This window comes from Sinorhizobium terangae (assembly GCF_029714365.1).
Lineage (GTDB): Bacteria > Pseudomonadota > Alphaproteobacteria > Rhizobiales > Rhizobiaceae > Sinorhizobium > Sinorhizobium terangae.
In genome coordinates this window covers 2,714,155-2,740,063 of sequence record NZ_CP121659.1, presented here as the reverse complement: position 1 = coordinate 2,740,063, position 25,909 = coordinate 2,714,155, and the positions used below count along the sequence as shown (strand labels likewise).

Sequence of the window (25,909 nt, the reverse complement as noted above, 5' to 3'; positions counted from 1 at the left end):
ACCGGCGAAACCATGACGCATTCCGCGTGCTGTTCGACGCATATGAGGTCTTCTTTCTGACGTGTTCGATCCACTATCAGCGCCACCTCCCGGCCTCGAACACAGATAGGCAGATCATGATGAACATCGCGCAGATGCAGGAACAGCGACTGAAGGCACTTGAACTGACGAAGGGTGGCGCGCCGAAGCTGCCGTCCAATCCGTTCTTCGGCGTCGGCCCGATCACCGATGCGACCACCGACGAAGTGGACAGCCGCCTGCGACGCCTCGCCTTCGATGCCTGGATCGAGAAGACGTATCGCAAGTTCGACGACAGGGGCAACGACATCGGCGGCTTCACCACCGCCGAGATCTCGCGCAGCATGCATCGCGGCTATCCGGCAGACAAGATCCTGACCGACATGATGCGGGCGATCCATCGCTATTTCGGCTTTCCGAAGACGAACCGCATGGCGGTCGGGCTCGGTGGTGGCCACAGCGGCTTCACGGTCTGCGTCCAGCACCTGATGAACGCCAACGACGCCTCCCAACGCATCTATGTCGATACGCCGCGGCCGGAGAGCGATCCGTCGAAGGCCGCGGGCTTCTTCCGCCAGTCCTGGGCCACCCAACTGATCGAGATGCAGCGCTTCGCCGAAAAGGGCTGCGAGAGCCGCATCCACTTCGCCGCCTCCGAAGGCGTGATCCCGTCGGCAGAAGAGCTCTCGGCCCTCGGCGTCTCGATCTTCGTCGGTGTCGGCCACGAGACGACCGGGGCCAATGCCTATACCAGCCGCGAGATCCGCGAACTCTTGAGCTGGATCGACGGTGATCCGGCAAACCGCCATGCGGTGTTCGATGCCACCTCGATGCTCGGCGCCATGCCGTGGGAGCCCGAACTGGTCGCCGCCGTGATGGCGAAGTGCTGCCTTTTCATGCCGTTCCAGAAGGCGATCGGCGGGGTTTCGGGCTATTTTGTCGCCTCCTTCACGCCGTATGCCCTGGCATTGATCGAGAAGAACCAGCAGGACCCGGCCTGGGCGATCCCGCGTCAGCTGAAGATCGCGCCGCCGATCGATCCCAGACAGCCGTTTTCGGCCAAGCGCTCCGTCGATGCCGGCCCGTTCTACGATGCCGGCGAAGACCGCATGCTTGGCGGCGTCATCAACACCTACAGCGCGCTCGCCTTTGCCGAGACCACCTTCGGCCTTTTGCAGTCGGAGGCGCGTGTCGGCTCCGTCGTCGAGCTCAACCGCCGCTCTGCCGCCAACCGCAAGGTCATCGACGAATGGGTCGCATCGCATCCGCTGCTGTCGCTGACGGTCACCGATGCCGAACGGCGCGGCGCGGCGGTGACGCTGCTCAAGGTCGAAGACGACGGTATCACCGATCCCGCCATCCACGCCCGCATCATCGCCCGTTCGAAGCAACTGCTCGGCTATGAGGGAATTACCCATCCGAATGGCGAATACGAGCGCGGCCTCGATGCGGCCCGCTACGTCAATGCCTTCCCGGGCACGCCCGGCGACTACCGCGCCTGGGTCGGCGGGATCCGCGAGCCGGAAGATGTCGTCGCGTTGCTGGAAAACCTGCAATACGCCTATCTGCGCGCCAAGATCGTCGTTCTCGAAGAGGAACTGGCGAAGAACGGCGTCAGTTTCGAGGCCCCGGCCAAAGCCGACGGCGCCGTCCGCAAGGACGATCCTGCGCGCGCCTACACCGTGCTGATCGCCGATCTGGTCGGCCTGCGCTTCGGCGCCGACGGCCAGCCGGACCACAGCGAGATCAAGGCCTATATCGAGGAAAAGGGCGGCGTCTTCCATCTGGGTCCGCTCGGCGACCGCTCGGCGCTCGAGAAGGGCCGCATCCATTTCTTCTACCAGCCGAACCTCAGCACCGAGGCGGAGATCCTGCCCCAGACCGACAAGGGCCAATACGACGCACTGATCGCGGCCGCGACCTTCATTCCGAAGGCCTCGGTCTTCCCGCTCGGCGGCGTGCGCATCGGTGCCGGCACCGGCAACATGGGCTCGGCCTCCTGGGGCGGCGGCAACGGAGAGGGCGGTGAGGCGCCGCTCATGAACACGCCGGGCATCAACAGCCGCGCGACCGCGCAAATGGCGATGAAGGCGGTCCTGAAGGTCTTGCCCGATCTGCCGGTCGACAGGCTGCACCGGATGGTCGCCGAAGGCGACTTCGACACCGGCCGCCAGCTCAAGGATTTTCCGACCGCCAAGCTCGAGGGCCGCAAGATCGCCATTCTCGGCTACGGCAATATCGGCCGTGAAGTCGCCAAGCTCGCCAAGGCCTTCGGCATGAAGGTGGCGATCTATGCCCGCGAGCATCACAAGCACTGGATCGAGGCAGAAGGCTTCGACTACGCCGCAAGTCCGGTCGCAGCAGCGACCGGCGCCGACGTGCTTTCCGTCCATATCGGTCTCGGCCGCCTGGACGCGGCGACCGGCGTCTATTCCAACGCCGGAACCGTCAACGGCAAGGTACTCGGCGCGATGAAGGACGGCGCGGTGCTGGTCAACTACGATCGGGGCGAGGTTGTCGATGCCGCGGCGCTCGACGAGGCACTCTCGTCCGGCAAGATCGCGCATGCGGCCATTGATGCCGACCTTTTCAAGAACGCCGCGACCGGCAAGCTCAGCGGGCCGATGCTGCCCTATCTGCCGCTCGAAGAGCGCCACAAGGGCAAGCTCGAGCTGCTACCGCACGCGGCTGCCGACACCGACCATCCGTCGCGGGTGACCGGTGCGAAGCAGGCGGTCGACCAGATCTTCGACGTCATCCGCTTCAAAACGGTCACCAATCTCAAGGGCGACCTTCCGGAGGGTTACGTTTCAGCAGGAAGCCGCACGCCAGGCGGCATCGGTCGGGTGACCAAGCGGGCGGTCTCCGAGGTCGCCGGCAATGCGGAACTGCTGGAGGAACTGCGGCAGGCCTCGGAAAAGATCGCGGCGATCGTCGGCGCGCTCTCCGCCGTTTCCGATCCGGACCATCGCAGCCGGATCATCGATCGCTACACCGGCCTGCTGGTCGAAAATGCCGGCCGGCAGAAGGCGTTGCTCGACCGGCTCGGCCTCTACGGACCAGCGGAGGAGTGAGGCTTCTGCCGCTTCTCAGCAGCGTCCCCGCGCGTCTGATAAGACGCGCGGGATCTAGACAGAGCGGCCATCGTGAAAATGTTGCTCGGTGCGTCACGCGCGCGCGATTTCGCCGTCGCGTAGTCGCGTTCGACAGGCTCGATAAAGAACGGCTCTCGTTGGTGCCGGTCTCATGGGTGGGAGTCCGCGCGCTTCGCCAGAACTGGTGAGCCGCACCCGCTTCCTCGGCCAAAGTTCGGAAGTCAGGACGGAACGAATATTGCCGGGCGGGGCCCCGTAGCCGACTGCCAAATTGCGGAAAGCTTCCGTCGCGGCATAAACAGTTTCCGCGGAAGTCACGGCCTGGCAGACCCGGGCCTCGTCGGACATGTGCACATAGAGGACGCCGGGGATAGACAAGGGCATGGTACTGACGACCGGGTCCAGAATCACGTCAATTGCCGCCGGCGCCACGTCGTTCAGAACGAAGACCACAAGCCCGTACCGGCTCGCCCGATAAGCAGTAATGATCACAGCCGCTGGCAGCAGGCCGTCGGTCTGCGTAATCTCTATAACATTTTGTACATGCATAGTCGCTCCCCGAAAAAGAAGAACGCTTCACGTTTGGAACGCCTTGGGCATGGATCAAAAAAGCGGCGGCGTCGATTACCTAATCCAAATTTGTATCGTTCCGGGACCCGGATATTAAACCGAGGAACTCTAACCTATTGCCGGTTGTTCGAATATATTCCCATGGATATACACATCGCGTCTTTTTTCATTTTTCATGGGGCAAAATCGCGTTGGTGACACCCGGGCCGAGATGCCGAGAATGCGAAGCCCATTCCAGTTTATTCTCCGCCGCCTGGAGAGCATTCGTCCACGTCGAAGATCAATTCTCCGAAATCAGCGGTTTTGCTCAATGCGCTTCGGATCATTCAATATTGAGCTGCAGTCTCTTTGACAGATTGGCAAGTTCCACGCGCGTCGAAATGCCGAGCTTGCTGTAGATGCTGTGAAGGTGGAGCTTCACTGTGCCGGTTGAAATGCCGAGTTGCGTACCAATTTCCCTGCTGCGCATGCCCATCGCAGCAAGGCGAGACACCTCGATTTCGCGCTGCGTCAACGCTTCAAGAATTCGGGAGCGCTCGGTCTCTTGTTCACGGATTCGATCGAGTGCGTCTTTCAGCGCTGGATCGTGAAAATAAGTGCCTCCGGCCACGACCTTTCTGATGCAATCCAACAGCGCGACAGGCGCTTGTTCCTTCAGCACGATGCCGCTGACGCCTAGCTGCATTGCTTCCTCGAGTTGGCCGTCGCCGATATCCGCGGTGAGGATCACGATAGTCACGCCACGCCGCACGCGCCGCACGAACTCCAGGCCGCTCATCTCGGGCATTCGCAAGTCGAGAACGACGACGTCGACAGAACCGGAATTCAGGACATCAAGCGCCTGCACGGCGTTTTGACATGTCGCCACGACCTGCCACCCCGGCACGGTCTCGATCAAACGCCGTAATCCGTCAAGAACGATCAAATGATCGTCAACGACAATCACGCGGAGATTTATCGCGGCATCGGAAGCATGATCATCACTCTTGTCCATTCCGCAATCCTATCAATTGAAAGTCTTCCACCACGGGCGGCCGTTCGCTCGCGCAAGCTTCTTGGGCCCATTTTCTTGTGTTCAAGCTCGGCATGCTCGACACGGCCGCCGAAGCCAAAGCCGACCCCGTCGTCGTCCACAGTCAGTGTGATTGCTTCCCTGTCCGTCCGCAGTTTGATCCTGACCTTTTGCGCGTGCCCGTGCCGCACAGCGTTGGCTGTCGCCTCCGATGTCATGCGGGCCAATTCGTAAGTCAAACCCATCGGAAGCCTGACCTTGGCCGGATCGAGCGCGACATCAACATCGATCTGCCATTGCAGCATGAGCCGATCGGCCAATACTGCGAATTGATGCTCCAATTGTACTTCCGCAGCGTTTCCATGCTCGCGCCCGGGTTCAAGCGCCCGGATGAAGGTGCGAAGCTCGCGCTGCTCGTCGACAAGCATCGACTGGATTGCGGTCAAGCGCTCCTCCAAGTCGTCCGGCGGTTGCTGTCCCATCGGCCGCAGAGACTGAAGCTGCAAGGCGGTACCTGCCAGTGTTTGAAGAACACCATCATGAAGATCGCGGCCGATGCGAATGCGTTCCTCGACGGCCGCCTCGTCGCTGAGCCGACGAACCAGCATTGCTTGTTCGAAAAGCGCCTTGATGCGATCGGCTATGATTTCGGTGATTGCGACGTCGTCAAGCGTCAGCGCCGGCGGCTCGAGCAGAAAAAGGCGAGCCTGCAGGTCGCCGACCTCGAAATGTACGGAGACGGCGGAAGTCAACGAAAACGTATCGACAAGTGCAGGGGAGAGCGGCGGCCGCTCGCCGGTCCACCAGTCGAATCGACCGTCACCTTTGTGAACCAGAAGGCGGCCCCGTGCGGCGTCGGAAATCAACAGGCTGCGTTGCTGCAGAGTTTTGTCGGTCCAGAATTCAAAAGCGTCTGGAGGCATCTGCGTGACCTTGCAGACCCCGTTTTTCCATAATGCCACATATGTCCACGGCTCTTCGCCGTCGCTCCAGATCAGCAGAGCGCGCTTAACCAACATCACATGTGCGGCATACTCCAGCGCAGCGGCAGCGGGCCACTCACGGCCCTGAGGGAGGGCAGGGGTTCTTTGAACCAATCTCAACAGTTCGGCGCGCACCGCCTCCTGGTGAGCCCCAAGCCAGATGAGCAGTACCGCCGCGACGAAGATGAACAGAAGCCTCGAAACATTCGTCGTCGTATCAGCGTCCGGATCGAACAGATCACGTGTATCGAAGTATCCGAGATACAGCAGGATCAGCAGGCAGACGAGCCCGCTCCAGAACGCACCCCGCCATCTCCAATGCAAGGTCGCAGACAACAGCGTGAAAGGGATGAGCACGAAAAAGGGGCTCGACGCGCCGTCAGTCATCGACATGAACGCGGCGAATGCCAGGATATCGATCACGTGGCGTATGAAAGTCCCGCGTACTGTCGCAATCTCCGTTCGCCAGGCCAGAATGGCAACGATGACGGCGTAGCAGAAATATGCGACGAGCAGTGCGTACATGGGCTCGGGCGGCAACGGCGCCTGCATCGAGTCCAGCCATGCGATGCAGATGCTGCCGGCCGCCAGCATGATCCGGCCGATTGCGATCACCTTGTCCGATCGGGCACGAAAGGTGTTCGTCCAAACCATGCGACCCGGCGGGACATCCCGCTCGTTCGCGTGGCGATCGCGCTGCGACATGCTCGGGATCCGTTCGTCTGAGCGGCCATAGCCGATACGCAGCCGATCTGACAGATTGAACGTCCTGAGGATGGCCGTTGTACACCCCCTTAGAGCCGCTTCGATTGAAGCGCTTATGTTGGCCGAACTGTTCCGCATCAAAGCGGCCACCCAAGAATGAACTAATCCAGATATTTCCTGTCAAAAGAGGTATCTGCCGGCTGCGGCAGCAAAACTAGTCTTTTAAAATCGCCCCGTCTCTTGATGGCGCGAGCATGCATTAGGGCTGGGATAAGCTAAATTGGATGACTGCCAATATACCGCTGGTCATATGGATCCGTCGATCCGGTTTCCTTCTGGTGCGATTGAATTTTTCATTGGTCAGCAACCGGCCATGCAGGCTCAATGATGTTCAGCAATATCAGCGGCAAGAATTCTGTTGCGAATACCAAAAGTCTGGGGCGAACGTAACGCTGGCTGATATGTGAAAATCCAATTCTTTCTATGCTTTCATCGGTTGCAGATGTGCCGCCAAGGAGCATCGAATGATGCCCATCTTGCTGCTCGCAAGCCGCTTCTATATCCAACGGCATATTGACCGGCCCCAACTGCTGTTGCTGTAGTCGGCCATGAATTTAAAGCGATTGTGAGGGGTTATCGCCCTCGAATTCAGTTTGATGCCCGGCGCTTGATTGGGGTGAGTAGCAATGAGCGCGTCGCATGAACCGATCATAGAAAACATTCCGGAGGGACCGTCCAACCGTAGCTTCGGCTATACCGTCGGCGGAATTCTTTCCTGCCTTGCACTTTTAAGGTGGTGGCTGGCGGAGCAGGCCACCCTACTGACCATTGGGCTTGGCTCGGTGGGAATTGCGCTCGTCGTCCTGGCATACCTGGCTCCCGACACTTTGACCACCGCGAACCGGCTCTGGACCAAACTCGGCCTGCTCCTGTTCAAGGTGGTCAATCCGGTCGTGATGCTGCTCATCTACGTAACCACATTCATTCCGATCGGGATTCTGATGCGATTACGGGGCCACGACCCCTTGGCGCCGGCATTCGACCGCAGCGCGAGCACATACTGGAAACCGAGGTCCCCAAACGAGCCGGCGCCGGCGACGATGCGCAACCAATATTAATTTTCGAGAGGAAGGAAGAGATGGAATTCGTCCAGGAGCTTTTCGCCTATATGGGCAACCGAAAGAAGTTCTGGTTGCTTCCGATCCTGATCATGGTGACCGTTTTTGGAACGCTGGTGGTCCTCACGCAGGGCACCGCTGTTGCCCCGTTCATCTATACTCTGTTCTGATGCGGGGTCCCTCGTGCGCGTTCTGGGTATTTCCGCCTTTTATCACGACAGCGCGGCGGCTCTGGTTGAAGATGGCCGCGTTGTCGCGGCCGCGCAGGAGGAACGCTTCACTCGAAAGAAGCACGACCCGAGTTTTCCTGCGCGGGCGATAGAATACTGCCTGGCGGAAGCAGGCTGCGGCATGAACGATATCGATCATGTCGTGTTTTACGATAAGCCGTTCCTGAAATTCGAGCGGCTTCTCGAGACCTACCTTGCGACCAGCCCCAGAGGGTTTCGTTCATTCAAGCTTGCGATGCCGATATGGATCAAGGAGAAGCTGTTTCAAAAGAAGCTCCTTCGCAAGGATCTGGGCAGGCTTGCGGGTGTGAAGGAATGGGCGGGTTCGCTGCTCTTTACCGAGCATCACCTGGCGCACGCTGCGAGCGCGTACTTTCCTGCTCCTTTCCCAAGGGCCGCGGTATTGACCATGGATGGCGTCGGCGAGTGGTGCACGACATCCCTCGGTCATGGCTGCGACAATCACCTTGAAATATTGAAGGAAATCCATTTCCCCCATTCGCTCGGCCTGCTCTATTCCGCCTTCACCTATTACACCGGCTTCAAGGTGAACTCCGGCGAGTACAAGCTCATGGGGCTCGCGCCTTATGGCCGGCCACGCTTCACCCAGACCATCCTCGACCATCTCATCGACCTCAAGGAGGATGGCTCGTTCCGGCTCGATCAGCGCTACTTCGACTATTGCACCGGTCTCACGATGACGTCGCCGGCCTTCCATCGCCTGTTCGGCGGTGAACCGCGCAAGCCGGAATCCCCGCTTACACAGCGCGAAATGGACCTGGCGGCATCGATCCAGAGCGTCACGGAAGAGGTCGTCCTGCGGCTCGCGCGGTTCGCGAAGCGGGAGACCAATGAAAAGAACCTTTGCCTGGCGGGCGGTGTCGCGCTCAACTGCGTTGCCAATGGCAAGCTCCTCAAGGAAGGTCTTTTCGACGACATCTGGATACAGCCGGCCGCCGGCGACGCAGGCGGCGCCCTGGGTGCGGCGCTCGCCGTATGGCATGACTATCTCAGCAAGCCCCGCGCCACAAACGGCGGGGACAGCATGGCCGGGGCCTATCTCGGTCCGAGCTACGGACAGGGTGAGATCGAACAGCGCCTGACTGCCGCCGGCGCGGCCTACAGGGTCCTGTCCGACGACGAAATCACGGCAGACACGGTCGAGGCCCTCGTGGAGGAAAAGGCTGTCGGCTGGATGCAGGGGCGCATGGAGTTCGGTCCCCGCGCGCTCGGAGGGCGCTCGATCCTCGGTGATCCGCGCTCGCCGACGATGCAGAAGACGCTCAATCTGAAGGTCAAATACCGGGAGAGTTTTCGCCCCTTTGCTCCCTCGGTTCGCCGCGAGGACGTGGCGGACTGGTTCGATCTCGATGCCGACAGCCCCTATATGCTGCTCGTCGCCGACGTATTGGAGAGCCGCAGGCTGCATGCCAATCGTCCGCAGGAGCAGTTGTTCGGCATCGACTTGCTGAATGTGCCGAGATCAGAGATCCCTGCTGTCACCCACGTCGACTACTCGGCGCGCATCCAGACGGTGCATCGCGAAACCAACCCTCGCTACTGGGATCTGCTGACAGCCTTCAAGGCTCGCACCGGGTGCCCAGTCCTCGTCAACACCAGCTTCAACGTGCGCGGAGAGCCGATCGTCTGCACGCCGGAAGATGCGTTCCGATGCTTCATGGGCACGGAGATCGAACGGCTCGTCGTCGGGAACTGCATGCTGAAGAAGGAAGACCAGCCCGAGCGTCTGCGCAAGGACTACAAGGAACAGTTCGAGCTCGACTAGCGGGATCGAAACTGCAGGTCCTTCCAAAGGATTGGGGCGTCGAAAACTCCCGTGTTTACCCCGTCTGCTCGACGATCGGCGGAACCTGAATCACCTTCAGCTCCGATGCGCCGGAGTCGATGATCTCGAAGACCGCGTCGAGCATTTTCGGAACGTCCTGGCGAACCATTTCGATGTGGTCGCCGAGCATGGCCACGAAGGGATCCCAGTCGAAGCAGCCAAGGTGCGGCATCCGGTCGGCATAGTGGCCGGAGCGACGGATCCAGCGCATCACGCCTTCAAGTGAAATGGTGGAATTAACGAACATGCCGCGCGGCAGTGTTCCGACCTTTTCCGCGATCGCCTTCATGGCGTTCTCGGCCTTTTCAGGCGCGTAGCCGCAGGTGAGCACCAGCGCCTCGTCAACCGCCACGCCCGCTTCGGCATGGGCGACGCGAAATCCTCTTACGCGTTCCGATGTGTTGTGGTCGGTGCCGCGCCCGCCGACGAAGAGCAGCGGCGCCTTTTCACCGAACTCTCGCTCGCAGTTCTGAAGTACACGCCGCGTCAGTTCGAGCGCGCCGGCGAAATTGTCCGAGATGATCGACGGAACACGCGAACCCGGCAGGTCAAGGTTTACGGCGCGCACGCCGGCGGCCGAACAGATGTCGGCGATGCGATCCGGATCGGTCGCGCCGGTCGCGATCAGGCAGTCCACCTGATAGGAGAGCATGGCGCGCGCGGCTTCGATTTCCAGTGCGGGATCGCGCCGCGTGCAGGTGATGATTGGGAAAAGACCTCTCTCGCGGGCCATGGCCTCGAACTGTTCGACGATCGAGCCGAAGTAGCGGTTGTCGTACTTCGGGACGATCATGCCGATTATTTTCGATCGCTCGCGCCTGAGCACGCTCGCCTGCATGTTTAGCGCATACCCCTGTTCCTCGGCGAGCCGGGTGATCTTCTCGGCCAGTTGGCTGCTGATACGGCGCTTCTTCCAGTTCCCGTTCAGCACTGCACTCACCGCGCTCGCCGAGGTCCCGGCCAATTCGGCCAGGTCGTAGATCGTCGTCCTTTTCGTCGGAATGCTACGCTTCACGAATTTTGATCTCCCATTTTCGGAGGCCACCTTGACATCAAAGGCGTTAAGTGGCAATTGTGCTTCATCGATTGAGCAAGCGAGCGCAATCGATGAAGCCGCCAGTTTCAATAAAAGCTGGGCAGGGAGGAGTCAGACAGAAAATCAAAAAATCAAACGCCGCGGTGTTCGCTGCGGCGAGCGACCGGCTGCGCCCTGACGGGCCCACAAAAGCCGTCCGAATTTTATCGCCGGACGACTTCGCGATATCTTGGGCGCGATATCTTGGGGGTGTCGCCCTTCAAAAGCTTCAGGACGCCGGCGAAAATCAACCTTGGAGGAAACTTATGAAGACGATCTATTACTTGCTTGCCTCGACCGGCCTTGCCGTGTCGCTCAGCAGCGCCGCCGTTGCGCAGGAATCGGCCACTGTTGCCTTCCTGATGCCGGACCAGGCTTCGACCCGCTACGAGGAGCATGACTATCCAGGCTTCAAGGCGGAGATGGAGAAGCTCTGCCCCGACTGCACCGTCATCTACCAGAACGCCAATGCGGACGTGGCGCTTCAGCAGCAGCAGTTCAACTCCGCGGTCGCTCAGGGCGCCAAGGTTGTCGTGCTCGATCCGGTCGATTCCGCCGCGGCTGCCGCGCTCGTCGAAATCGCCCATTCCCAGGATGTCAAGGTGATCGCCTACGACCGTCCAATCCCGGACAAGCCGGCGGACTATTACGTTTCGTTCGACAATGAAGGCATCGGCCGCTCGATCGCGCAGTCGCTCGTCGACCACCTGAAGGCATCCGGCGTTCCGGAAGGTTCCGGCGTGCTGCAGATCAACGGTTCGCCGACCGACGCGGCCGCCGGCCTCATTCGCGACGGCATCGATTCCGCCCTCGACGCATCCGGCTACAAGACGCTCGCCGAGTACGATACGCCGGATTGGGCGCCGCCGAAGGCGCAGGAATGGACCGCCGGTCAGATCACCCGCTTCGGCGACCAGATCAAGGGCATCGTCGCCGCTAACGACGGAACCGGCGGTGGTGCGATCGCCGCTCTCAAGGCGGCAGGCGTCAAGCCGGTCCCCCCGGTCACTGGCAACGATGCGACGATTGCGGCCCTGCAACTGGTCATTTCCGGCGATCAGTACAACACGATCTCGAAGCCTTCAGAGATCGTAGCGGCGGCTGCCGCCAATGTCGCCGTGAAGCTGATCAAGGGCGAAACCCCGGAAGCGACCCACAAGCTGTATGAAACGCCCTCGCAGCTCTTCACTCCAGCGGTGGTCACGGCCGAAAACATCAAGGCCGAGATCTTCGACAAGAAGATCAACACGCCGGAAGAGATCTGCACTGGCGAATATGTTGAAGGTTGCCGCAAACTCGGCATCATGAACTGAGACTCTGACTGCTGTCGTGTTCGGTCGCGACGCGCGGCCGAACACATCTCCGAGATCACGATGATTTTGGTCGACCCAAGATCATGGCCGTGATGGATTCTAGCAACTTGGAGCGGGATGCGTGGCGGATCGCTCGTCGTTTCCTTGATCCCGCCCCACTGCATGTTTCCTTAGATCGCGTCCGATTTAAGGGTGGATACATGCAGCAATTCAGAGAGTTACAGCGTCATTTGCGCCTCTGACAAAACGCGCGGCGCTGTAGTCGAAAGGTCGAAAGGCGATGACACGCGATATCAAGAGTGCTCCCGTGAAAGGTGAGCCTGTGCTGCGTCTTCGCGGCATATCCAAGAATTTTGGCGCCGTATCCGCACTCACCGACATTGAACTTGACGTCAACGCCGGCGAAGTCGTCGCGCTGGTGGGAGACAACGGCGCCGGCAAGTCGACGCTCGTCAAGATCCTCGCCGGCGTGCATCAACCGTCCGCGGGCACGATCGAGTTCTGCGGCGAAGGCGTGACGCTCGACAATCCTGCAAAGGCGCTTGGCCTCGGGATAGCGACCGTCTTCCAGGACCTGGCGCTGTGCGAAAATCTCGATGTCGTCGCAAACCTGTTTCTCGGCCACGAACTGGCCCCCTGGCAACTCGACGAAGTCGCGATGGAAGTGCGCGCCTGGACGCTTCTGCGGGAGCTGGCCGCGCGTATCCCGTCCGTCCGCCAGCCGATCGCGTCGCTCTCCGGCGGTCAGCGCCAGACGGTGGCGATCGCGCGCTCGCTGCTCCTGGATCCAAAGCTCATCATGCTCGATGAGCCGACGGCGGCACTCGGCGTCGCCCAGACCGCCGAAGTCCTCAACCTGATCGAACGCGTCCGTGACCGCGGGCTCGGCGTGATCATCATCAGCCACAACATGGAAGACGTGCGCGCGGTGGCGGATCGCATCGTCGTGCTGCGGCTTGGACGCAACAACGGCGTCTTCCTGCCGGATGCGTCCAACCATGACCTCGTCACCGCGATCACCGGTGCCACGGAGAACGCCGTTTCGCGCCGGCTCGACCGCAAGACCGGCCTCGTCAATGAGCAGAGCGGAGGACCCGCATGAGCCAGAATCCTTCGAACGCCGCCGTCCAGACCCAGCCGAGGCTCGACCGCAGCGATGAACGTGTGCGCCATGACGAGGGGATCCTCGACATGGTGTGGGGGTTCATTGATCGCGTGCGGTCCGGCGATCTCGGCATGCTGCCGGTCGCGGTAGGCCTCATTGTGATCTCGGTCATCTTTTCGGCCCTCAATCCGGTCTTTCTTGCCCCCAACAACCTCGTGAACCTGCTCTTCGATTGCGCCACCGTAGGCGTGATTTCGCTCGGCATCATTTGCGTGCTGGTGTTGGGCGAAATCGATCTTTCGGTCGGCTCCATGAGCGGACTGGCCTCGGCGATGGTCGGGGTGTTGTGGGTGAACTCCGGCTGGCCGATCGCCGCGGCGATATTCGCGGCGCTTCTGGTCGGTGTCGTGGTCGGACTGATCTACGCAACCCTCTACAACCGGCTCGGGATGCCGAGCTTCATTGCGACGCTCGCTGGTCTTCTCGCGCTGCTCGGCATGCAGCTCTATATCCTGGGGCCGACCGGTTCGATCAACCTGCCATACGCTTCCCCGCTCGTCCGCTTCGGACAAATATTGATCATGCCGGACTGGCTTTCCCACGCGCTGGCGCTGGTGCCGGGTCTCGTGATGATCGGCAAGGGCATGCGCACGATGCGCCAACGGCAGGCGGCGAACCTCTCCTCCCAGCCGCTCGGCGCGCTCATCATCAAGGCGGTCGTACTCACGGTCGCGCTTGAAGTGGCAGTCTTCTACCTCAATCTCGGCCGCGGGGTACCGTGGATGTTCGGCCTGTTCGTCGCCCTTGCGGTGATCCTGAACTACGCGCTGACGCGTACGAAGTGGGGCCGGTCGATGTTCGCGGTCGGTGGGAACCGGGAGGCCGCGCGGCGGTCGGGCATCAACGTGCGCCGCATCTACATGAGCGCCTTCGTGCTCTGCTCCACACTTGCCACGCTCGGCGGCATCCTGTCGGCATCGCGCCTTGCCTCCTCGAGCCAGCAGGCCGGCACGGGCGACGTCAATCTCAACGCGATCGCGGCTGCGGTCATCGGCGGCACCAGCCTCTTCGGCGGGCGTGGCAGCGCCTATTCGGCTCTGCTTGGCATCATCGTCATCCAGGCAATCTCGAATGGTCTGACGCTGCTCAATCTGAGCTCGTCGCTCCGCTACATGATCACCGGCGGCGTTCTGGCAATCGCTGTCATCGTCGACTCGTTGGCCCGTCGTTCCCGTGTCAGCCACGGACGCGCGTGATCCAATCTATTGGAATGGAGTTTCAAAAATGGCTGACCTCATGAAAGGCAAAGTCGCCGCCATCACAGGCGCGGCATCGGGCATCGGTCTGGAATGCGCCCGCACGTTGCTTGCGGAAGGGGCGAAGGTCGTTCTCGTCGATCGTGCGCAGGACAAACTGGAACAGCTCTGCGCCGAACTCGGTGAAAACGCCCTGCCGCTGGTCGTCGATCTTCTCAAGCCCGCCGAAGTCTCCGGCATGCTGCCGCGAATCCTCGATATCGCCGGGAAGCTCGACGTCTTCCACGCGAATGCCGGCGCCTATATCGGTGGTCCGGTGGCTGAGGGGGATCCGGACGCTTGGGACCGGATGCTTAATCTCAACATCAATGCGGCGTTCCGCTCCGTGCATGCGGTGCTGCCCTACATGATCCAACAGAAATCGGGCGATATTCTCTTCACGAGCTCGATTGCGGGCGTCGTCCCCGTCGTCTGGGAGCCGATCTACACGGCATCGAAATTTGCCGTGCAGGCGTTCGTGCACAGCACGCGGCGACAGGTGGCGCCGCATGGCGTGCGCGTCGGGGCGGTGTTGCCCGGGCCGGTGGTAACTGCGCTGCTCGACGACTGGCCGAAGGCGAAGATGGAAGAAGCGCTTGCCAACGGCAGCCTCATGCAGCCGAAGGAAGTGGCGGATGCGGTGCTCTTCATGCTGACGCGTCCGCGCAACGTGACGATCCGCGATCTGGTGATCCTGCCCAACAGCGTTGATCTCTGATTACCTTCGACGGCGCGAGGCCCAGCCCTCCCGCCGATCCACGTTCCTGATTTGCAGGCGGTAGACCATGACCAACACTTCTCACGCACGCCCTGCGGGCGGCGAACGATATCTCATCGGCGTTGATGTCGGCACCGGAAGCGCCAGAGCCGGCCTTTTCGACCTCGCCGGCCGGCTGCTGGCATCGGGCAAGCGCGATATCACGCTCTTTCGTGAGGCCGGTTCCATCGTCGAGCAGTCGAGCACGGAAATCTGGTCCGCGGTCTGCGCGGCAGTGCGCGAGGCGGTCTCCGCAGCAGGCGTTGATCCTGCAAAAGTCGCGAGCATAGGCTTCGACGCGACCTGCTCGCTTGTCGTCCTTGGCGAGGACGGGCGGTCGCTTCCGGTGGGACCGTCGGAGGATCCTCAGCGAGATATCATCGTCTGGATGGACCACCGCGCCGTCGACCAGGCGGAGCGCATCAATGCCAAGGGCCACGATGTGCTGCGCTATGTCGGCGGACGCATATCGCCGGAGATGGAGACGCCGAAGCTCCTCTGGCTGCGCGAAAATCGTCCGCAGGTCTTCGACGCCGCCTGGCAATTCTTCGACCTTGCGGACTTCCTGACCTGGCGGGCAACGGGCGATCTTGCCCGTTCCACCTGCACCGTGACCTGCAAATGGACTTATCTCGCACACGAGAAGCGCTGGGATCCGGACTATTTCCGCGCGATCGGACTCGGTCAGCTCGCGGATGAAGACTTCGTGCGCATAGGCCAGCGTGTCGTGGAGCCGGGTACGCCGGTTGGAAACGGGCTGACGGAGAGGGCCGCCGAGGAACTTGGCCTTGCACCGGGCACGCCGATCGGAGCCGGCATGATCGATGCCCACGCCGGCGGCATCGGCACGGTCGGGGTTGACGGCCCTCCGGAGAGCAATCTCGCCTATGTCTTCGGAACCTCCTCCTGCACGATGACTTCCACAGCAGAGCCGGTTTTCGTGCCGGGCGTGTGGGGACCTTATTACTCGGCGATGGTACCCGGCATGTGGCTGAACGAGGGCGGGCAGTCCGCGGCGGGCGCTGCGATCGAGCAGCTTCTGTCCTTCCACCCCGCGGCCGGCGAGGCCCTGGAACTCGCAGGACGCCGCGGCCTCTCGCTGCCGGTCCTGCTGGCGGAACTCGCCGCGCAGAAGGTCCAGACGCTCTCTGAGTCGATCGAGCTGGCAGGCGGAATCCACGTCGTTCCGGAATTCCTCGGTAACCGCGCGCCGTTTGCCGACCCGCATGCCCGCGCGGTCGTCGCGGGGCTAGGGATGGAGAAAGATCTGGACAGTCTCGTGTCGCTCTACGTGGCCGGACTATGCGGCATCGGCTACGGCCTGCGGCAGATCATCGATACGCAGGCGTCATCCGGTGCTCTGATCGACAAGATCGTCATCAGCGGCGGCGCCGGTCAGCTTGATCTCGTCCGCCAGTTGCTTGCGGACGCGACGGGAAAGCCCGTTCTGGCGACGCGCTCGGAGGAACCTGTGCTTCTCGGCGCTGCCATCCTCGGAAGCGTGGCGGCTGGCGAATTCGCGGACGTTCGCTCGGCGATGGCAAGGCTTTCCGGCACGGATCGCACCTACGCGCCCGCCGGTGGTGAAACCGCAGCGCGTCATGCGCTGAGATACGAGGCCTTCAAGAAGCTTCAGTCGTTGGCGCGGGAGATCCGTTAGGCTCGTCTCAAGCCCGCTGCGGGTGAAACGAACGGAGGTCGTAGCTTCAGCTTCCGGGGTGGCGCCTTAGCGCCACCCAAGAGCGGGAGCGACATGCGTCAGGATCGCCTCGATGACATGCGCGTTGTACTCGACGCCAAGCTGGTTGGGGACGGTCAGGAGCAGCGTGTCGGCCTCCGCGATCGCCTCGTCCTTCGCCAGCTGCGCAATGAGGACGTCCGGCTCGGCGGCGTAGCTGCGACCGAAAATTGCCCGGGTCTTCTCGTCGATAAAGCCGATCTTGTCTTCATCCTGGCCGCCTCGTCCGAAGTAGGCGCGGTCGCGGTCGTCCACCAGGGCGAAGATGCTGCGGCTGACCGACACCCGTGGCTCGCGCTCGTGGCCTGCCGCCTCCCATGCCTCGCGGAATGCGCGGATCTGATCGGCCTGCTGCACGTGGAAGGGAAGTCCCGTCTCGTCGTCCTTGAGCGTGGAACTCTGCAGATTCATGCCCAGCTTCGCAGCCCAAACCGCAGTGGCGTTGGAGCTGGCGCCCCACCAGATCCGCTCCCGCAGCCCCTCGGCGTGCGGCTCGATACGCAGCAAGCCGGGAGGATTGGGAAACATCGGTCGCGGGTTGGGCTGAGCAAAGCCTTCGCCGCGCAGCACATCGAGCAGGACCTCCGCATGGCGCCGCGCCATGTCGGCGTCGGTACTGCCCTCGGCTGGCTGGTAGCCGAAGTAGCGCCATCCATCGATCACCTGCTCGGGCGATCCGCGGCTGATGCCGAGCTGCAGGCGCCCGCCGGCGATGATGTCGGCCGCGCCCGCGTCCTCGGCCATGTACATCGGGTTCTCGTACCGCATGTCGATGACCGCTGTGCCGATCTCGATGCGGCTGGTCTTCGCGCCGACGGCCGATAGCAGGGGGAAGGGCGAGCCGAGTTGGCGCGCAAAGTGATGCACGCGGAAATACGCCCCGTCCGCGCCGAGTTCCTCTGCAGCGACGGCGAGGTCGATGGACTGCAGCAGCGCGTCGGACGCCGATTGCGTTTGCGAGTGCGGCGAGGGCGACCAATGCCCGAACGAGAGAAAGCCGATCTTCTTCATGATGGTGTAGCCTGTGACGTTGCAGCCTGTGCTTCATGGCACAAATCCGGCCGGGGATATAGGCATACCATGCGTTGTCGCACTGAGCGGCGATCCGGGCACGTGCACTACCCGACCGCTCAAGCATCCGGCAGGGTGAATACGGAACAGGGCGCCGCGATGCCGCGCAGCGCGTGTTCGCCGAGCGGCACCAGCGGCGTTGTGATCTCGGCGGCGACCGTGCCCGAGATCAGCACAGACCGGCCAAGCGGCCGGCATAGCCCTTCCAGCCGGCTGACCAGGTTTACCGCTGGGCCGATGGCGGTGAAGTCCAGCCGGTCGGCCGCGCCGATATTGCCCCACAATATCTCGCCGACATGCAGCGCCACGCCGAAGGGCAGCGGCGGCAGCCCTTGCGCCTCGCGCGTGGTATCGAGATGGGCCATGCCGGCGCGGGCGGCGACGACCGCGCGCAATGCCGCTCCGCAGGCCTCTGCCGGCGTCCGGGAAACCGGGAAGATCGCCAGCAGGCCATCGCCCATGAACTTCAGCACTTCGCCCCCGAACGCATGTATTGCTCCGGCGACGCGGTCGAACCAGGCGTCGAGGGTAGCGATCATCGCCCCTGGCTCGGTCGCCTCGGACAGGGCGGTGAAGTTGCGGAGGTCAGTACAGAGCAGCACGGCACGGATGGTCTCTCCGGTGCCCCGGCTGAGCGCGCCCGCCTGCACGCGGGCGGCGCTGCGCCGGCCGAGATAGGCCTCGAGCAGCGTTGCAAGTGCCGCCCGCTCGGCCAAGGCGGCCAGGGGCGCGGCGGCAAAGCGTGCGGCCTGACGCAGTTGGGACGTCTCAGCAGGATCGAACGTCCGGCTGCCGGCCCAGCCCAGCAGCAGTCTCTCCGGCGTCGGGCCAACCGTGTCCTCCTCCACCGGCCCCAGCCCGGCAAGCCAGTCGCGGCCCGCCTGGTTGGATGGGCTGCCGGCAAAAGCCAGGGCTTCGATCACCGTCCCGGTCTCCGCCCGCCACAGCCAGGTGCGGCGGGCGACGATCGGGTGCGGTACTGCCAGCGTCAGGGCACCGCCGGTCAACGGAAGACCGTCGGCCAGCAGGCGGCGGCCGAGCTCGGCCAGAAAGCGATCCGGGCCGGGCGACGCGCCGGCCTCGTCGACCAGCCAGGCAAGGGGAGCGGGCAGATCCATGTAGCGATCATAGCGTCATGCTCGCTCACCTGTCATCCGCCCGCATAGCCGTTGCTTGCATCGGGGCCGATCCGGTGAAAAAACATCCAGCAAATTCAATGCGCTGTTGCGACTGCTGTGTGCCTGAAGAAACACGTAACACCATAAGCGGTGGCGTGGCCGGCCGGGTCAGGCTATCATCGGGGCCTGACCCGACGTTTCTCCGTTTGATCGCAGTCGGGCAGCACATCGCAATCACTGGGGGAGACCGATGCCAGAGGCCCTCGTCGTTCGCCGCGAAACACATATTTCAGCGCCGCCCGCCGCGGTGTTCGCCCTGCTGACCGATCCTGAGAAGATCCTGCGCTGGATGGGGACGGAGGCGGATGTCGAGCCGGAGCCCGGCGGGCTCTACCTCGTCAACGTCACCGGGGCGCGTTTCGCCCGCGGCGCCTTCCGCGAGGTCGTGCCGGTCCATCGCCTGGTATACAGCTTCGGCTGGGACGATAGCGACATCGTGCCGCCGGCGTCGAGTCTTGTCGAGATAGACCTCATCGAACAGCCGGACGGAACGCTGCTCAGGCTCACCCACAGCGGCCTGCCCAATGCCGAGCAGTGCGCAGGCCATGAGGAGGGCTGGACCCATTACCTCGATCGGCTGGCCGAGGTTGCGGCCGGGCGCGATCCGGGACCGGACCCCTGGCACGGCCGTACCGGCTGACAAACCGAATGCACTTCCAAAGCCGACCGAAACGCCCGCCTACAGGCCCGGTAGGCAGCAGCAAGCGCCACGGGCGTTCGCGACCGTTGCACGTAGGTCGAAGTCGTGCTTCAAGATGGCCACGTCACCGACATGCGCAATGGCGTTGGCAATGCCAGCCTGGATGCATGTCTCCTCAATGAGGCCGGCGAGCCCGCCAGCTGGCCCATCCACGTTTTGGCGGCGGTCCGAGAGACACTCCATGGCACTCAAAGTTGCGGTCCAGATGGACCATATTTCCTCAATCAACATCGCAGGCGATAGTGCCTTTGCCTTGATGCTGGAGGCGCAGGCGCGCGGACACGAGCTTTATCACTATACGCCCGACCGCCTGGCGATGATTGGCGACAGCGTCTTTTGTGCGATGGAACCGGTCGAAGTGCGTGACGAGAAAGGCAACCATTTCGTGCTCGGCGAGAAACAACGTGCGAACCTGGCCGATGTCGACGTGGTGCTCATGCGTCAGGATCCGCCATTCGACCTGTCCTACATCGCGGCGACGCATATCCTGGAAAAGATCCATCCCAAGACGCTCGTGGTCAATGATCCGGCTGAGGTGCGCAACGCGCCGGAGAAGCTCTTCGTCACCGAGTTCTCGGATCTTATGCCGCCGACGCTTATTACGCGCGACAAGGCGGAAATTGACCTGTTCCGCGCGGAATATGGCGACATCGTCATGAAGCCGCTGTTCGGCCATGGCGGCGCAGCGGTGGTGCGGCTGACCAAGGACGATCTCAACTACGGTTCGCTTTACGATATCTTTGCCACGACCTTCCGCGAGCCTTGGGTTATTCAGCAGTTCCTGCCGAACGTGAAGCATGGCGACAAGCGCATTCTTCTCGTTGACGGCGAGTTCGCGGGCGCGGTCAACCGTGTGCCTGCCGCGGGTGACCTGCGCTCCAATATGGTGCGCGGCGGGGCGCCGACCGTCGCGGACCTGACGAAGAAGGAGCGGGAAATTTGCGAGCGATTGGGTCCGTCTCTGCGTGAGAAGGGGCTCATTCTGGTCGGCATCGACGTCATCGATGACAAGCTCACCGAAATAAACGTCACGGCTCCGACCGGTATTCGCGCCGTGAGGAAGCTTGGTGGACCGGACGTGGCAGCGAAGGTGTGGGACGTGCTGGAGGCAAAGCGGGCGGGGTGATGGTCTTCCCGCCACAGTTCACGTGCAAGGGTGTCACAGTGTCCGGGCAAAACGCGCGGCGCTGTAGCGGGGCTTCACAATAAACTGGTTTCACATCGACGTGAGTTCCGACGCCGGCGTAATGATTTCGTCGAGCATCCACGTTAGACCATTGAAACATGAGATGGTCTAACTGATTTGAAATGACGCAATTCCGGACGGAGAACCGTTACTTTCCTCGAATTGCTCTAAAGCGCGTCACGTTCGATCGGACTTATGCGACGCGCTTTAGGTCATTGCTTTTAGGCATGTCGTTGTCCAAAACCGCTGCACAGTTTTAGGCGACATGCATTAGGTGATGCGGATGGTCAAGTTGATTGCCGCTCTTCTGTCGTTCTTCGCGTTCCTGCCGTTTGCGATCGCGCAGGAGGTCCCTTCCGTGCCTTCGCTGCTCGAGGGTCTTGGGGGCCGCCAGGACCTGACTTCGCTCAAGGCTGTCATCATTGCCCGCAACGGTGAGGTGGTCGCGGAACGCGGCTATCGCGGCCACACGCCCGAGGATTCGACCAACATCAAGTCGGCGTCGAAGTCCATCGTTTCGGCGCTTGTCGGCATTGCGATCGATAAGGGCCTGCTCGAAGGCCCGGACCAGAAAATCGCGCCCATCCTGAAAAGCGACCTGCCGGCTTCGCCAGACCCTCGGATCAACGATATCACGATCGGCCACCTGCTTTCGATGCAGGCGGGACTGGGCCGGATGTCGGGACCCAACTACGGGCGCTGGGTTTCGAGCAGCAATTGGGTCCGTTTCGCACTCGCCCAGCCTTTCGACGACGAGCCTGGAGGGCAGATGCTCTATTCCACGGCCTCTACCCATCTGCTTTCGGCAATTCTCACAAAGGTCAGCGGCAAGTCGACCCTGGCACTCGCGCGCGAGTGGCTCGGTCCGGTCGACGGTTTTAGGATCGGCGCCTGGGAACGCGATCCGCAGGGCATTTATCTCGGCGGCAACCAGATGGCGATGAGTGCCCGCTCGCTGCTTGCCTTCGGGGAGCTCTACCGCAATGGCGGCAGGACCGCCGAAGGCCGTCAGATCATTCCCGAAGATTGGATCGAGCTTTCATGGCAGGCGCGTACCAATTCGCGCTTCTCGGGCGACGCCTATGGCTATGGCTGGTTCGCTCGGCAGATCGGCGGCGAGGATGTCCATTTTGCCTGGGGCTATGGCGGCCAGATGCTCTATATCGTGCCGTCGCTGCAACTGACCGTCGTGATGACCTCGGAGGAAAGCGGTCCTTCGGCGCGCAACGGCTATCGCGACGCGCTGCATGGTGTCATGGCCGAAATCGTAAAGACGGTGCGAGCATCCTGAGCGTGGCATGCCCACGGTCGCGAACGCCGTGCGCGCGCCATCACGTTCCGGGCGCGGCGCCGAAGAACAGGAGCCGCGTCAAGAGCACGTAGGTCGATTCCGACACCATCATCCCGACGAAAACCAGGACGAGCAGGGGAGGCAGCAAAATCGCGTAGATCAGTGCGAGGCGCTCCCAGGCCATGTGCATGAATACCGCGACGATGAGGCCGGCCTTGAGCACCATGAAAATCAGGATCAGCGACCAGCGCAGATAACCCTGAAGGCCGACATAGTCGACCAGATAGGAAAAGGTGCTGAGGACGAAGAGCAGGCCCCAGACCAGAAGGTAGAGCTTGATCGGGTGGTGCTGCTGCTGCGCGGCATGCGCCTCTACCGGAGCCATGATGCCCTCCTCACCAAAGATAGAAGAATGCAAAGATGAAGACCCAGACCAGATCGACGAAGTGCCAGTAGAGCCCGGTGATCTCGACGATCTCGTAGTGTCCCTTGCGGCTTGTGAAAAAGCCGCGCCGCTCCGTGTCGAAGTCGCCGCGCCAGACCTTGCGGGCGATGATCAGCAGGAAAATCACGCCGATCGTGACGTGGGTGCCGTGAAAGCCGGTGATCATGAAGAAGGTCGAGCCGAACTGTGCGGCTCCCCAGGGATTGCCCCAAGGCCGCACTCCCTCTGCAATGAGTTTCGACCATTCGAAGGCCTGCATGCCGACGAAGGTGGCGCCGAACAGCGCGGTGATGAGCATCAGCGCGGCGGTCTTGCGGCGGTCGCGGCGATAGCCGTAGTTGACGGCCATCGCCATGGTGCCGCTGCTGGAGATCAGGACGAAGGTCATGATGGCGATCAGGATCAGCGGCACCTCGACGCCGCCGATCTCGAGTGCAAAGACCTCGCTCGGGTTCGGCCAGGGCACGGTGGTCGCCATGCGCGCCGACATGTAGGCGATGAGGAAGCAGCCGAAGATGAAGGTGTCGCTGAGGAGAAAGATCCACATCATGGCCTTTCCCCAGGAGACATTCTTGAATGCCCGCTGGTCCGAAGCCCAGTCGGCCGCCAAGCCAGCGAGACCGGATGGGCGGGGGAGCGTTTCCAAGGAGGACGGTTTGAGTGGAGCGGACATGTCAGCGTTCCTATGTCAGCAATTGACGGCAGAGATCGACAACGTCATTGGCCCAACCGGAAAAGAGGGCGAAGAGGACCAGCCAGACGGCCAGCATGAAATGCCAGTAGGTGGCGCAGAGCCCGATGGAGAGGCGTCTCCGGCGGTCGATCGGCGCATCCCACGTGCGCAGGATGACGCGTCCGAGGACCGCGAGCCCGCCGATGATATGCAGGCCGTGCATGCCGGTGAGCATGTAGAAAAAGCTGTTGGCGGGGCTGCTGGTCAGAAAATACCCGGCGGAAGCAAGCGCGCGCCAGGCGAAAAGCTGTCCGACGAGGAAGGCGAGGCCGGCGGCGAGCGCAACGAGCAGGCTGGTCCGGGCCGCTTCCTCGTTCCGCCGCTCGGCTTCGAGCTTTGCCCAGTGCAGGGTGATGCTGCTCAAGGCAAGAATGCCGGTGTTGGCCCAGAGAAAGCGCGGCAGCGGCAGCGGCGACCAGTCGGAAGAAGCCATGCGCATGAAATAGGCGCTGATGAAAAGCGTGAAGAGCGCGCCGACCACGGCGAGAAAGACAGCGAGGCCGATTTTGGCGGGCGGAACCGGCTCGCCACTCCGATGGTCGTGCGTATGCCCCACTTCCAGCCATGGTTTGGAGGCCAATCGCTGTTGTGCCAGCCACCACGCGATGATGGCGGCGATGACCGCCAGGAAGACCAGCACGACCGTCATGAGGCGGCCTCGTGGCTCACGCGTCCCGGCCCAGGCTGGTTCTGGGGGATGAAATCCTCCGGCGCGCCGGGGACGCTGTAGTCGTAGGCCCAGCGATAGACGACCGGCAGTTCCTTGCCCCAGTTGCCATGCGGAGGTGGTGTTTCAGGCGTTTGCCATTCGAGGGTTGTCGCGCGCCAGGGATTGCCACCGGCCTCCCTCCCGTGGCGCAGGCTCCAGACGAGATTGAAGAGAAAGACAATCTGGGCTGCGCCCACGATGAACGCCGCGATGGTGATGAAGGCGTTGAGGCTGTGCACCGATTCCGGCACGAATGCCGTTTCGCCGATTTCGTAATAGCGGCGCGGAACGCCGACGAGGCCGACATAGTGCATCGGGAAAAAGATCGCGTAGGAGCCGAGGAACGTGATCCAGAAATGCACCTGGCCGAGCGCCTCGTTAAGCATGCGCCCGGTGATCTTGGGATACCAGTGATAGATCGCCCCGAAGATGACCAGAATCGGCGCGACGCCCATGACCATGTGGAAATGCGCGACGACGAACATGGTGTCGGAAAGCGGCACGTCCACGACGACATTGCCGAGGAACAGCCCGGTCAGTCCGCCGTTGACGAAGGTGACGATGAAGGCAAGCGCGAAGAGCATCGGCAAGGTCAGGTGGATGTTGCCCCGCCAAAGCGTCAGCACCCAGTTGTAGACCTTGATTGCCGTCGGCACGGCGATGATCAGCGTTGTAGTGGCAAAGAAGAAGCCGAAATAGGGGTTCATGCCGCTGACATACATGTGATGCGCCCAGACGACCATGGACAGCGCGCCGATGATGACGATCGCCCAAACCATCATGCGATAGCCGAAGATGTTCTTGCGCGCATGGGTGCTGATGAGGTCGGAAACGATGCCAAAGGCCGGCAGGGCGACGATGTAGACCTCCGGATGGCCGAAGAACCAGAAGAGATGCTGGAACAGGATCGGACTGCCTCCGCCATATTGCAGTTGCTCGCCCATCTCGGCGATCGCCGGCATGAAGAAGCTGGTGCCGAGCAGCCGGTCAAAAAGCATCATGACGCAGGCGACGAACAGTGCCGGGAAGGCGAGCAGGGCCATGACCGTGGCGGTGACGATGCCCCAGACCGTCAGCGGCATGCGCATCAGCGTCATGCCACGGGCGCGGCCTTGCAGCACAGTGACGACGTAGTTGAGGCCGCCCATCGTGAAGCCGATGATGAAGATGATCAGAGAAGAGAGCATCAGGATGATGCCCCAATCCTTTCCGCCGGGCGTATTGGTCAGAATCGCCTGGGGCGGATAAAGGGTCCAGCCGGCCCCGGTCGGCCCGCCGGGAGCGAAGAAGCTGGCGACCAGCACCAGCACCGCGAGCAGGTAGATCCAATAGCTCAGCATGTTCGCGTAGGGGAAGACCATGTCGCGGGCGCCGACCATCAGCGGGATCAGGTAGTTGCCGAAGCCGCCGAGGAAGAGCGCTGTCAGCAGATAGATCACCATGATCATCCCGTGCATGGTGATGAACTGGTAGTAGCGATCGGCATCGATCCACGCGAAGGCACCGGGGAAGCCGAGTTGCAGACGCATCAGCCAGGAGAGCACAAGCGCGACCATGCCGATGGCGATCGCCGTCGTTGCGTATTGGATGGCGATGACTTTCGCGTCCTGGCTGAAAACGTATCGGGTCCACCAGCTGTGCGGATGATAAAGTTCAACATCCTCGACTTCGGCGGGCGGGATGGCCTCGCCAATACCGGACCGGACGTCGACCATCATGTTCCTCCCAGTTCCTGT

Annotated in this window: 23 protein-coding genes; 12 read left to right on the top strand and 11 right to left on the bottom strand. The window is 62.0% G+C overall.

All coding sequences use genetic code 11. The features are described from left to right. Window positions 1–116: 116 nt before the first annotated feature. Window positions 117–3,092 (top strand): NAD(P)-dependent oxidoreductase, encoded by a 2,976-nt coding sequence (locus tag QA637_RS13095; protein WP_153441813.1) that lies wholly within the window; start codon window positions 117–119, stop codon window positions 3,090–3,092. A 93-nt stretch (window positions 3,093–3,185) separates the two neighbouring features. Here the strand turns inward: QA637_RS13095 and QA637_RS13090 are convergent, their stop codons facing one another. From QA637_RS13090 to QA637_RS13075, 4 genes are all read right to left on the bottom strand, one after another. Beyond that, window positions 3,186–3,662: a hypothetical protein gene (locus tag QA637_RS13090; RefSeq protein WP_153441812.1), complete on the bottom strand. Its 477-nt coding sequence runs from the start codon at window positions 3,660–3,662 to the stop codon at window positions 3,186–3,188. Between the two features lie 343 nt (window positions 3,663–4,005). After that, a complete protein-coding gene (locus QA637_RS13085; protein ID WP_153441811.1) occupies window positions 4,006–4,677 on the bottom strand; it encodes a response regulator transcription factor in 672 nt (223 codons plus the stop codon). Continuing rightward, a complete protein-coding gene (locus tag QA637_RS13080) occupies window positions 4,638–6,272 on the bottom strand; it encodes a sensor histidine kinase (RefSeq protein ID WP_234913259.1) in 1,635 nt (544 codons plus the stop codon). Before QA637_RS13080 ends, QA637_RS13085 begins: the two co-directional genes overlap by 40 nt. 464 nt (window positions 6,273–6,736) lie before the next feature. After that, a complete protein-coding gene (locus QA637_RS13075; protein ID WP_153441809.1) occupies window positions 6,737–6,955 on the bottom strand; it encodes a hypothetical protein in 219 nt (72 codons plus the stop codon). Between the two features lie 114 nt (window positions 6,956–7,069). On the opposite strand from QA637_RS13075, the gene QA637_RS13070 reads away from it, so the two are divergent. Genes QA637_RS13070 through QA637_RS13060 form a run of 3 tightly spaced genes read left to right on the top strand, consistent with a single transcriptional unit; the run spans window position 7,070 to window position 9,517 of the window. Beyond that, complete coding sequence (locus QA637_RS13070) at window positions 7,070–7,501, top strand: SxtJ family membrane protein (protein WP_153441808.1); 432 nt, start codon at window positions 7,070–7,072, stop codon at window positions 7,499–7,501. 20 nt (window positions 7,502–7,521) lie between these two features. After that, complete coding sequence (locus QA637_RS13065) at window positions 7,522–7,671, top strand: DUF5989 family protein (protein WP_153441807.1); 150 nt, start codon at window positions 7,522–7,524, stop codon at window positions 7,669–7,671. A gap of 13 nt (window positions 7,672–7,684) precedes the next feature. Beyond that, window positions 7,685–9,517 (top strand): carbamoyltransferase family protein, encoded by a 1,833-nt coding sequence (locus tag QA637_RS13060; protein WP_184108984.1) that lies wholly within the window; start codon window positions 7,685–7,687, stop codon window positions 9,515–9,517. A gap of 55 nt (window positions 9,518–9,572) precedes the next feature. Here the strand turns inward: QA637_RS13060 and QA637_RS13055 are convergent, their stop codons facing one another. Continuing rightward, complete coding sequence (locus tag QA637_RS13055; protein ID WP_283061668.1) at window positions 9,573–10,592, bottom strand: LacI family DNA-binding transcriptional regulator; 1,020 nt, start codon at window positions 10,590–10,592, stop codon at window positions 9,573–9,575. 326 nt (window positions 10,593–10,918) lie between these two features. Here QA637_RS13055 and QA637_RS13050 point away from each other — a divergent pair, with 326 nt between their 5' ends. The 5 genes from QA637_RS13050 (at window position 10,919) to QA637_RS13030 (ending at window position 16,782) form a co-directional block, all read left to right on the top strand. Continuing rightward, the gene (locus QA637_RS13050) at window positions 10,919–11,965 is read left to right on the top strand and encodes an ABC transporter substrate-binding protein (protein ID WP_283061666.1); all 1,047 of its coding nucleotides are present in this window, start codon (window positions 10,919–10,921) and stop codon (window positions 11,963–11,965) included. Window positions 11,966–12,245: 280 nt separating this feature from the next. After that, complete coding sequence (locus tag QA637_RS13045) at window positions 12,246–13,067, top strand: ATP-binding cassette domain-containing protein (protein WP_153441804.1); 822 nt, start codon at window positions 12,246–12,248, stop codon at window positions 13,065–13,067. Then, on the top strand, window positions 13,064–14,326 hold the full coding sequence (locus QA637_RS13040) for a sugar ABC transporter permease (RefSeq protein WP_153441803.1): 1,263 nt from the start codon (window positions 13,064–13,066) through the stop codon (window positions 14,324–14,326). Before QA637_RS13045 ends, QA637_RS13040 begins: the two co-directional genes overlap by 4 nt. Window positions 14,327–14,354: 28 nt before the next feature. Further along, the gene (locus QA637_RS13035) at window positions 14,355–15,083 is read left to right on the top strand and encodes an SDR family oxidoreductase (RefSeq protein WP_153441802.1); all 729 of its coding nucleotides are present in this window, start codon (window positions 14,355–14,357) and stop codon (window positions 15,081–15,083) included. A 67-nt stretch (window positions 15,084–15,150) separates the two neighbouring features. Further along, the gene (locus tag QA637_RS13030; protein WP_153441801.1) at window positions 15,151–16,782 is read left to right on the top strand and encodes an FGGY-family carbohydrate kinase; all 1,632 of its coding nucleotides are present in this window, start codon (window positions 15,151–15,153) and stop codon (window positions 16,780–16,782) included. Window positions 16,783–16,848: 66 nt separating this feature from the next. Here the strand turns inward: QA637_RS13030 and QA637_RS13025 are convergent, their stop codons facing one another. Continuing rightward, window positions 16,849–17,871 carry an LLM class flavin-dependent oxidoreductase gene (locus tag QA637_RS13025; protein ID WP_153441800.1) on the bottom strand — a complete coding sequence of 341 codons (1,023 nt, stop codon included), beginning with the start codon at window positions 17,869–17,871 and terminating at the stop codon, window positions 16,849–16,851. A gap of 119 nt (window positions 17,872–17,990) precedes the next feature. Further along, window positions 17,991–19,049 carry an adenylate/guanylate cyclase domain-containing protein gene (locus tag QA637_RS13020; RefSeq protein ID WP_153441799.1) on the bottom strand — a complete coding sequence of 353 codons (1,059 nt, stop codon included), beginning with the start codon at window positions 19,047–19,049 and terminating at the stop codon, window positions 17,991–17,993. 250 nt (window positions 19,050–19,299) lie between these two features. Here QA637_RS13020 and QA637_RS13015 point away from each other — a divergent pair, with 250 nt between their 5' ends. The 3 genes from QA637_RS13015 to QA637_RS13005 all read left to right on the top strand — a co-directional run bounded on the left by QA637_RS13015 (window position 19,300) and on the right by QA637_RS13005 (window position 22,286). Next, the gene (locus tag QA637_RS13015) at window positions 19,300–19,749 is read left to right on the top strand and encodes an SRPBCC family protein (RefSeq protein WP_153441798.1); all 450 of its coding nucleotides are present in this window, start codon (window positions 19,300–19,302) and stop codon (window positions 19,747–19,749) included. 241 nt (window positions 19,750–19,990) lie between these two features. Beyond that, window positions 19,991–20,935: a glutathione synthase gene (gene gshB, locus QA637_RS13010; protein ID WP_153441797.1), complete on the top strand. Its 945-nt coding sequence runs from the start codon at window positions 19,991–19,993 to the stop codon at window positions 20,933–20,935. A gap of 343 nt (window positions 20,936–21,278) precedes the next feature. Then, window positions 21,279–22,286 carry a serine hydrolase domain-containing protein gene (locus tag QA637_RS13005; protein ID WP_283061662.1) on the top strand — a complete coding sequence of 336 codons (1,008 nt, stop codon included), beginning with the start codon at window positions 21,279–21,281 and terminating at the stop codon, window positions 22,284–22,286. Between the two features lie 40 nt (window positions 22,287–22,326). Here QA637_RS13005 and QA637_RS13000 read toward each other — a convergent pair whose 3' ends face one another. From QA637_RS13000 to ctaD, 4 genes are read right to left on the bottom strand one after another with little or no spacing between them, the layout of a single operon-like run. Continuing rightward, window positions 22,327–22,671, bottom strand: coding sequence for a cytochrome C oxidase subunit IV family protein (locus QA637_RS13000; protein WP_153441796.1), 345 nt, complete (start codon window positions 22,669–22,671; stop codon window positions 22,327–22,329). Window positions 22,672–22,681: 10 nt separating this feature from the next. Continuing rightward, on the bottom strand, window positions 22,682–23,404 hold the full coding sequence (locus tag QA637_RS12995) for a heme-copper oxidase subunit III family protein (protein WP_153441795.1): 723 nt from the start codon (window positions 23,402–23,404) through the stop codon (window positions 22,682–22,684). A gap of 10 nt (window positions 23,405–23,414) precedes the next feature. Next, window positions 23,415–24,113 (bottom strand): cytochrome c oxidase subunit 3, encoded by a 699-nt coding sequence (locus QA637_RS12990; protein WP_153441794.1) that lies wholly within the window; start codon window positions 24,111–24,113, stop codon window positions 23,415–23,417. Further along, a complete protein-coding gene (ctaD, locus tag QA637_RS12985) occupies window positions 24,110–25,891 on the bottom strand; it encodes a cytochrome c oxidase subunit I (RefSeq protein ID WP_153441793.1) in 1,782 nt (593 codons plus the stop codon). The genes QA637_RS12990 and ctaD overlap by 4 nt, the downstream gene beginning before the upstream one ends. Window positions 25,892–25,909: the final 18 nt, after the last annotated feature.

What these genes read in the sequence shown, in the direction of transcription:
- QA637_RS13095 (WP_153441813.1), top strand. Translation starts at nt 117, where the DNA reads ATGATGAACATCGCGCAGATGCAGGAACAGCGACTGAAGGCACTTGAA.
- QA637_RS13090 (WP_153441812.1), bottom strand. Translation starts at nt 3,662, where the DNA reads ATGCATGTACAAAATGTTATAGAGATTACGCAGACCGACGGCCTGCTG.
- QA637_RS13085 (WP_153441811.1), bottom strand. Translation starts at nt 4,677, where the DNA reads ATGGACAAGAGTGATGATCATGCTTCCGATGCCGCGATAAATCTCCGC.
- QA637_RS13080 (WP_234913259.1), bottom strand. Translation starts at nt 6,272, where the DNA reads ATGCTGGCGGCCGGCAGCATCTGCATCGCATGGCTGGACTCGATGCAG.
- QA637_RS13075 (WP_153441809.1), bottom strand. Translation starts at nt 6,955, where the DNA reads ATGCCGTTGGATATAGAAGCGGCTTGCGAGCAGCAAGATGGGCATCAT.
- QA637_RS13070 (WP_153441808.1), top strand. Translation starts at nt 7,070, where the DNA reads ATGAGCGCGTCGCATGAACCGATCATAGAAAACATTCCGGAGGGACCG.
- QA637_RS13065 (WP_153441807.1), top strand. Translation starts at nt 7,522, where the DNA reads ATGGAATTCGTCCAGGAGCTTTTCGCCTATATGGGCAACCGAAAGAAG.
- QA637_RS13050 (WP_283061666.1), top strand. Translation starts at nt 10,919, where the DNA reads ATGAAGACGATCTATTACTTGCTTGCCTCGACCGGCCTTGCCGTGTCG.
- QA637_RS13045 (WP_153441804.1), top strand. Translation starts at nt 12,246, where the DNA reads ATGACACGCGATATCAAGAGTGCTCCCGTGAAAGGTGAGCCTGTGCTG.
- QA637_RS13040 (WP_153441803.1), top strand. Translation starts at nt 13,064, where the DNA reads ATGAGCCAGAATCCTTCGAACGCCGCCGTCCAGACCCAGCCGAGGCTC.
- QA637_RS13035 (WP_153441802.1), top strand. Translation starts at nt 14,355, where the DNA reads ATGGCTGACCTCATGAAAGGCAAAGTCGCCGCCATCACAGGCGCGGCA.
- QA637_RS13030 (WP_153441801.1), top strand. Translation starts at nt 15,151, where the DNA reads ATGACCAACACTTCTCACGCACGCCCTGCGGGCGGCGAACGATATCTC.
- QA637_RS13025 (WP_153441800.1), bottom strand. Translation starts at nt 17,871, where the DNA reads ATGAAGAAGATCGGCTTTCTCTCGTTCGGGCATTGGTCGCCCTCGCCG.
- QA637_RS13020 (WP_153441799.1), bottom strand. Translation starts at nt 19,049, where the DNA reads ATGGATCTGCCCGCTCCCCTTGCCTGGCTGGTCGACGAGGCCGGCGCG.
- QA637_RS13015 (WP_153441798.1), top strand. Translation starts at nt 19,300, where the DNA reads ATGCCAGAGGCCCTCGTCGTTCGCCGCGAAACACATATTTCAGCGCCG.
- gshB (WP_153441797.1), top strand. Translation starts at nt 19,991, where the DNA reads ATGGCACTCAAAGTTGCGGTCCAGATGGACCATATTTCCTCAATCAAC.
- QA637_RS13005 (WP_283061662.1), top strand. Translation starts at nt 21,279, where the DNA reads ATGGTCAAGTTGATTGCCGCTCTTCTGTCGTTCTTCGCGTTCCTGCCG.
- QA637_RS13000 (WP_153441796.1), bottom strand. Translation starts at nt 22,671, where the DNA reads ATGGCTCCGGTAGAGGCGCATGCCGCGCAGCAGCAGCACCACCCGATC.
- QA637_RS12995 (WP_153441795.1), bottom strand. Translation starts at nt 23,404, where the DNA reads ATGTCCGCTCCACTCAAACCGTCCTCCTTGGAAACGCTCCCCCGCCCA.
- QA637_RS12990 (WP_153441794.1), bottom strand. Translation starts at nt 24,113, where the DNA reads ATGACGGTCGTGCTGGTCTTCCTGGCGGTCATCGCCGCCATCATCGCG.
- ctaD (WP_153441793.1), bottom strand. Translation starts at nt 25,891, where the DNA reads ATGATGGTCGACGTCCGGTCCGGTATTGGCGAGGCCATCCCGCCCGCC.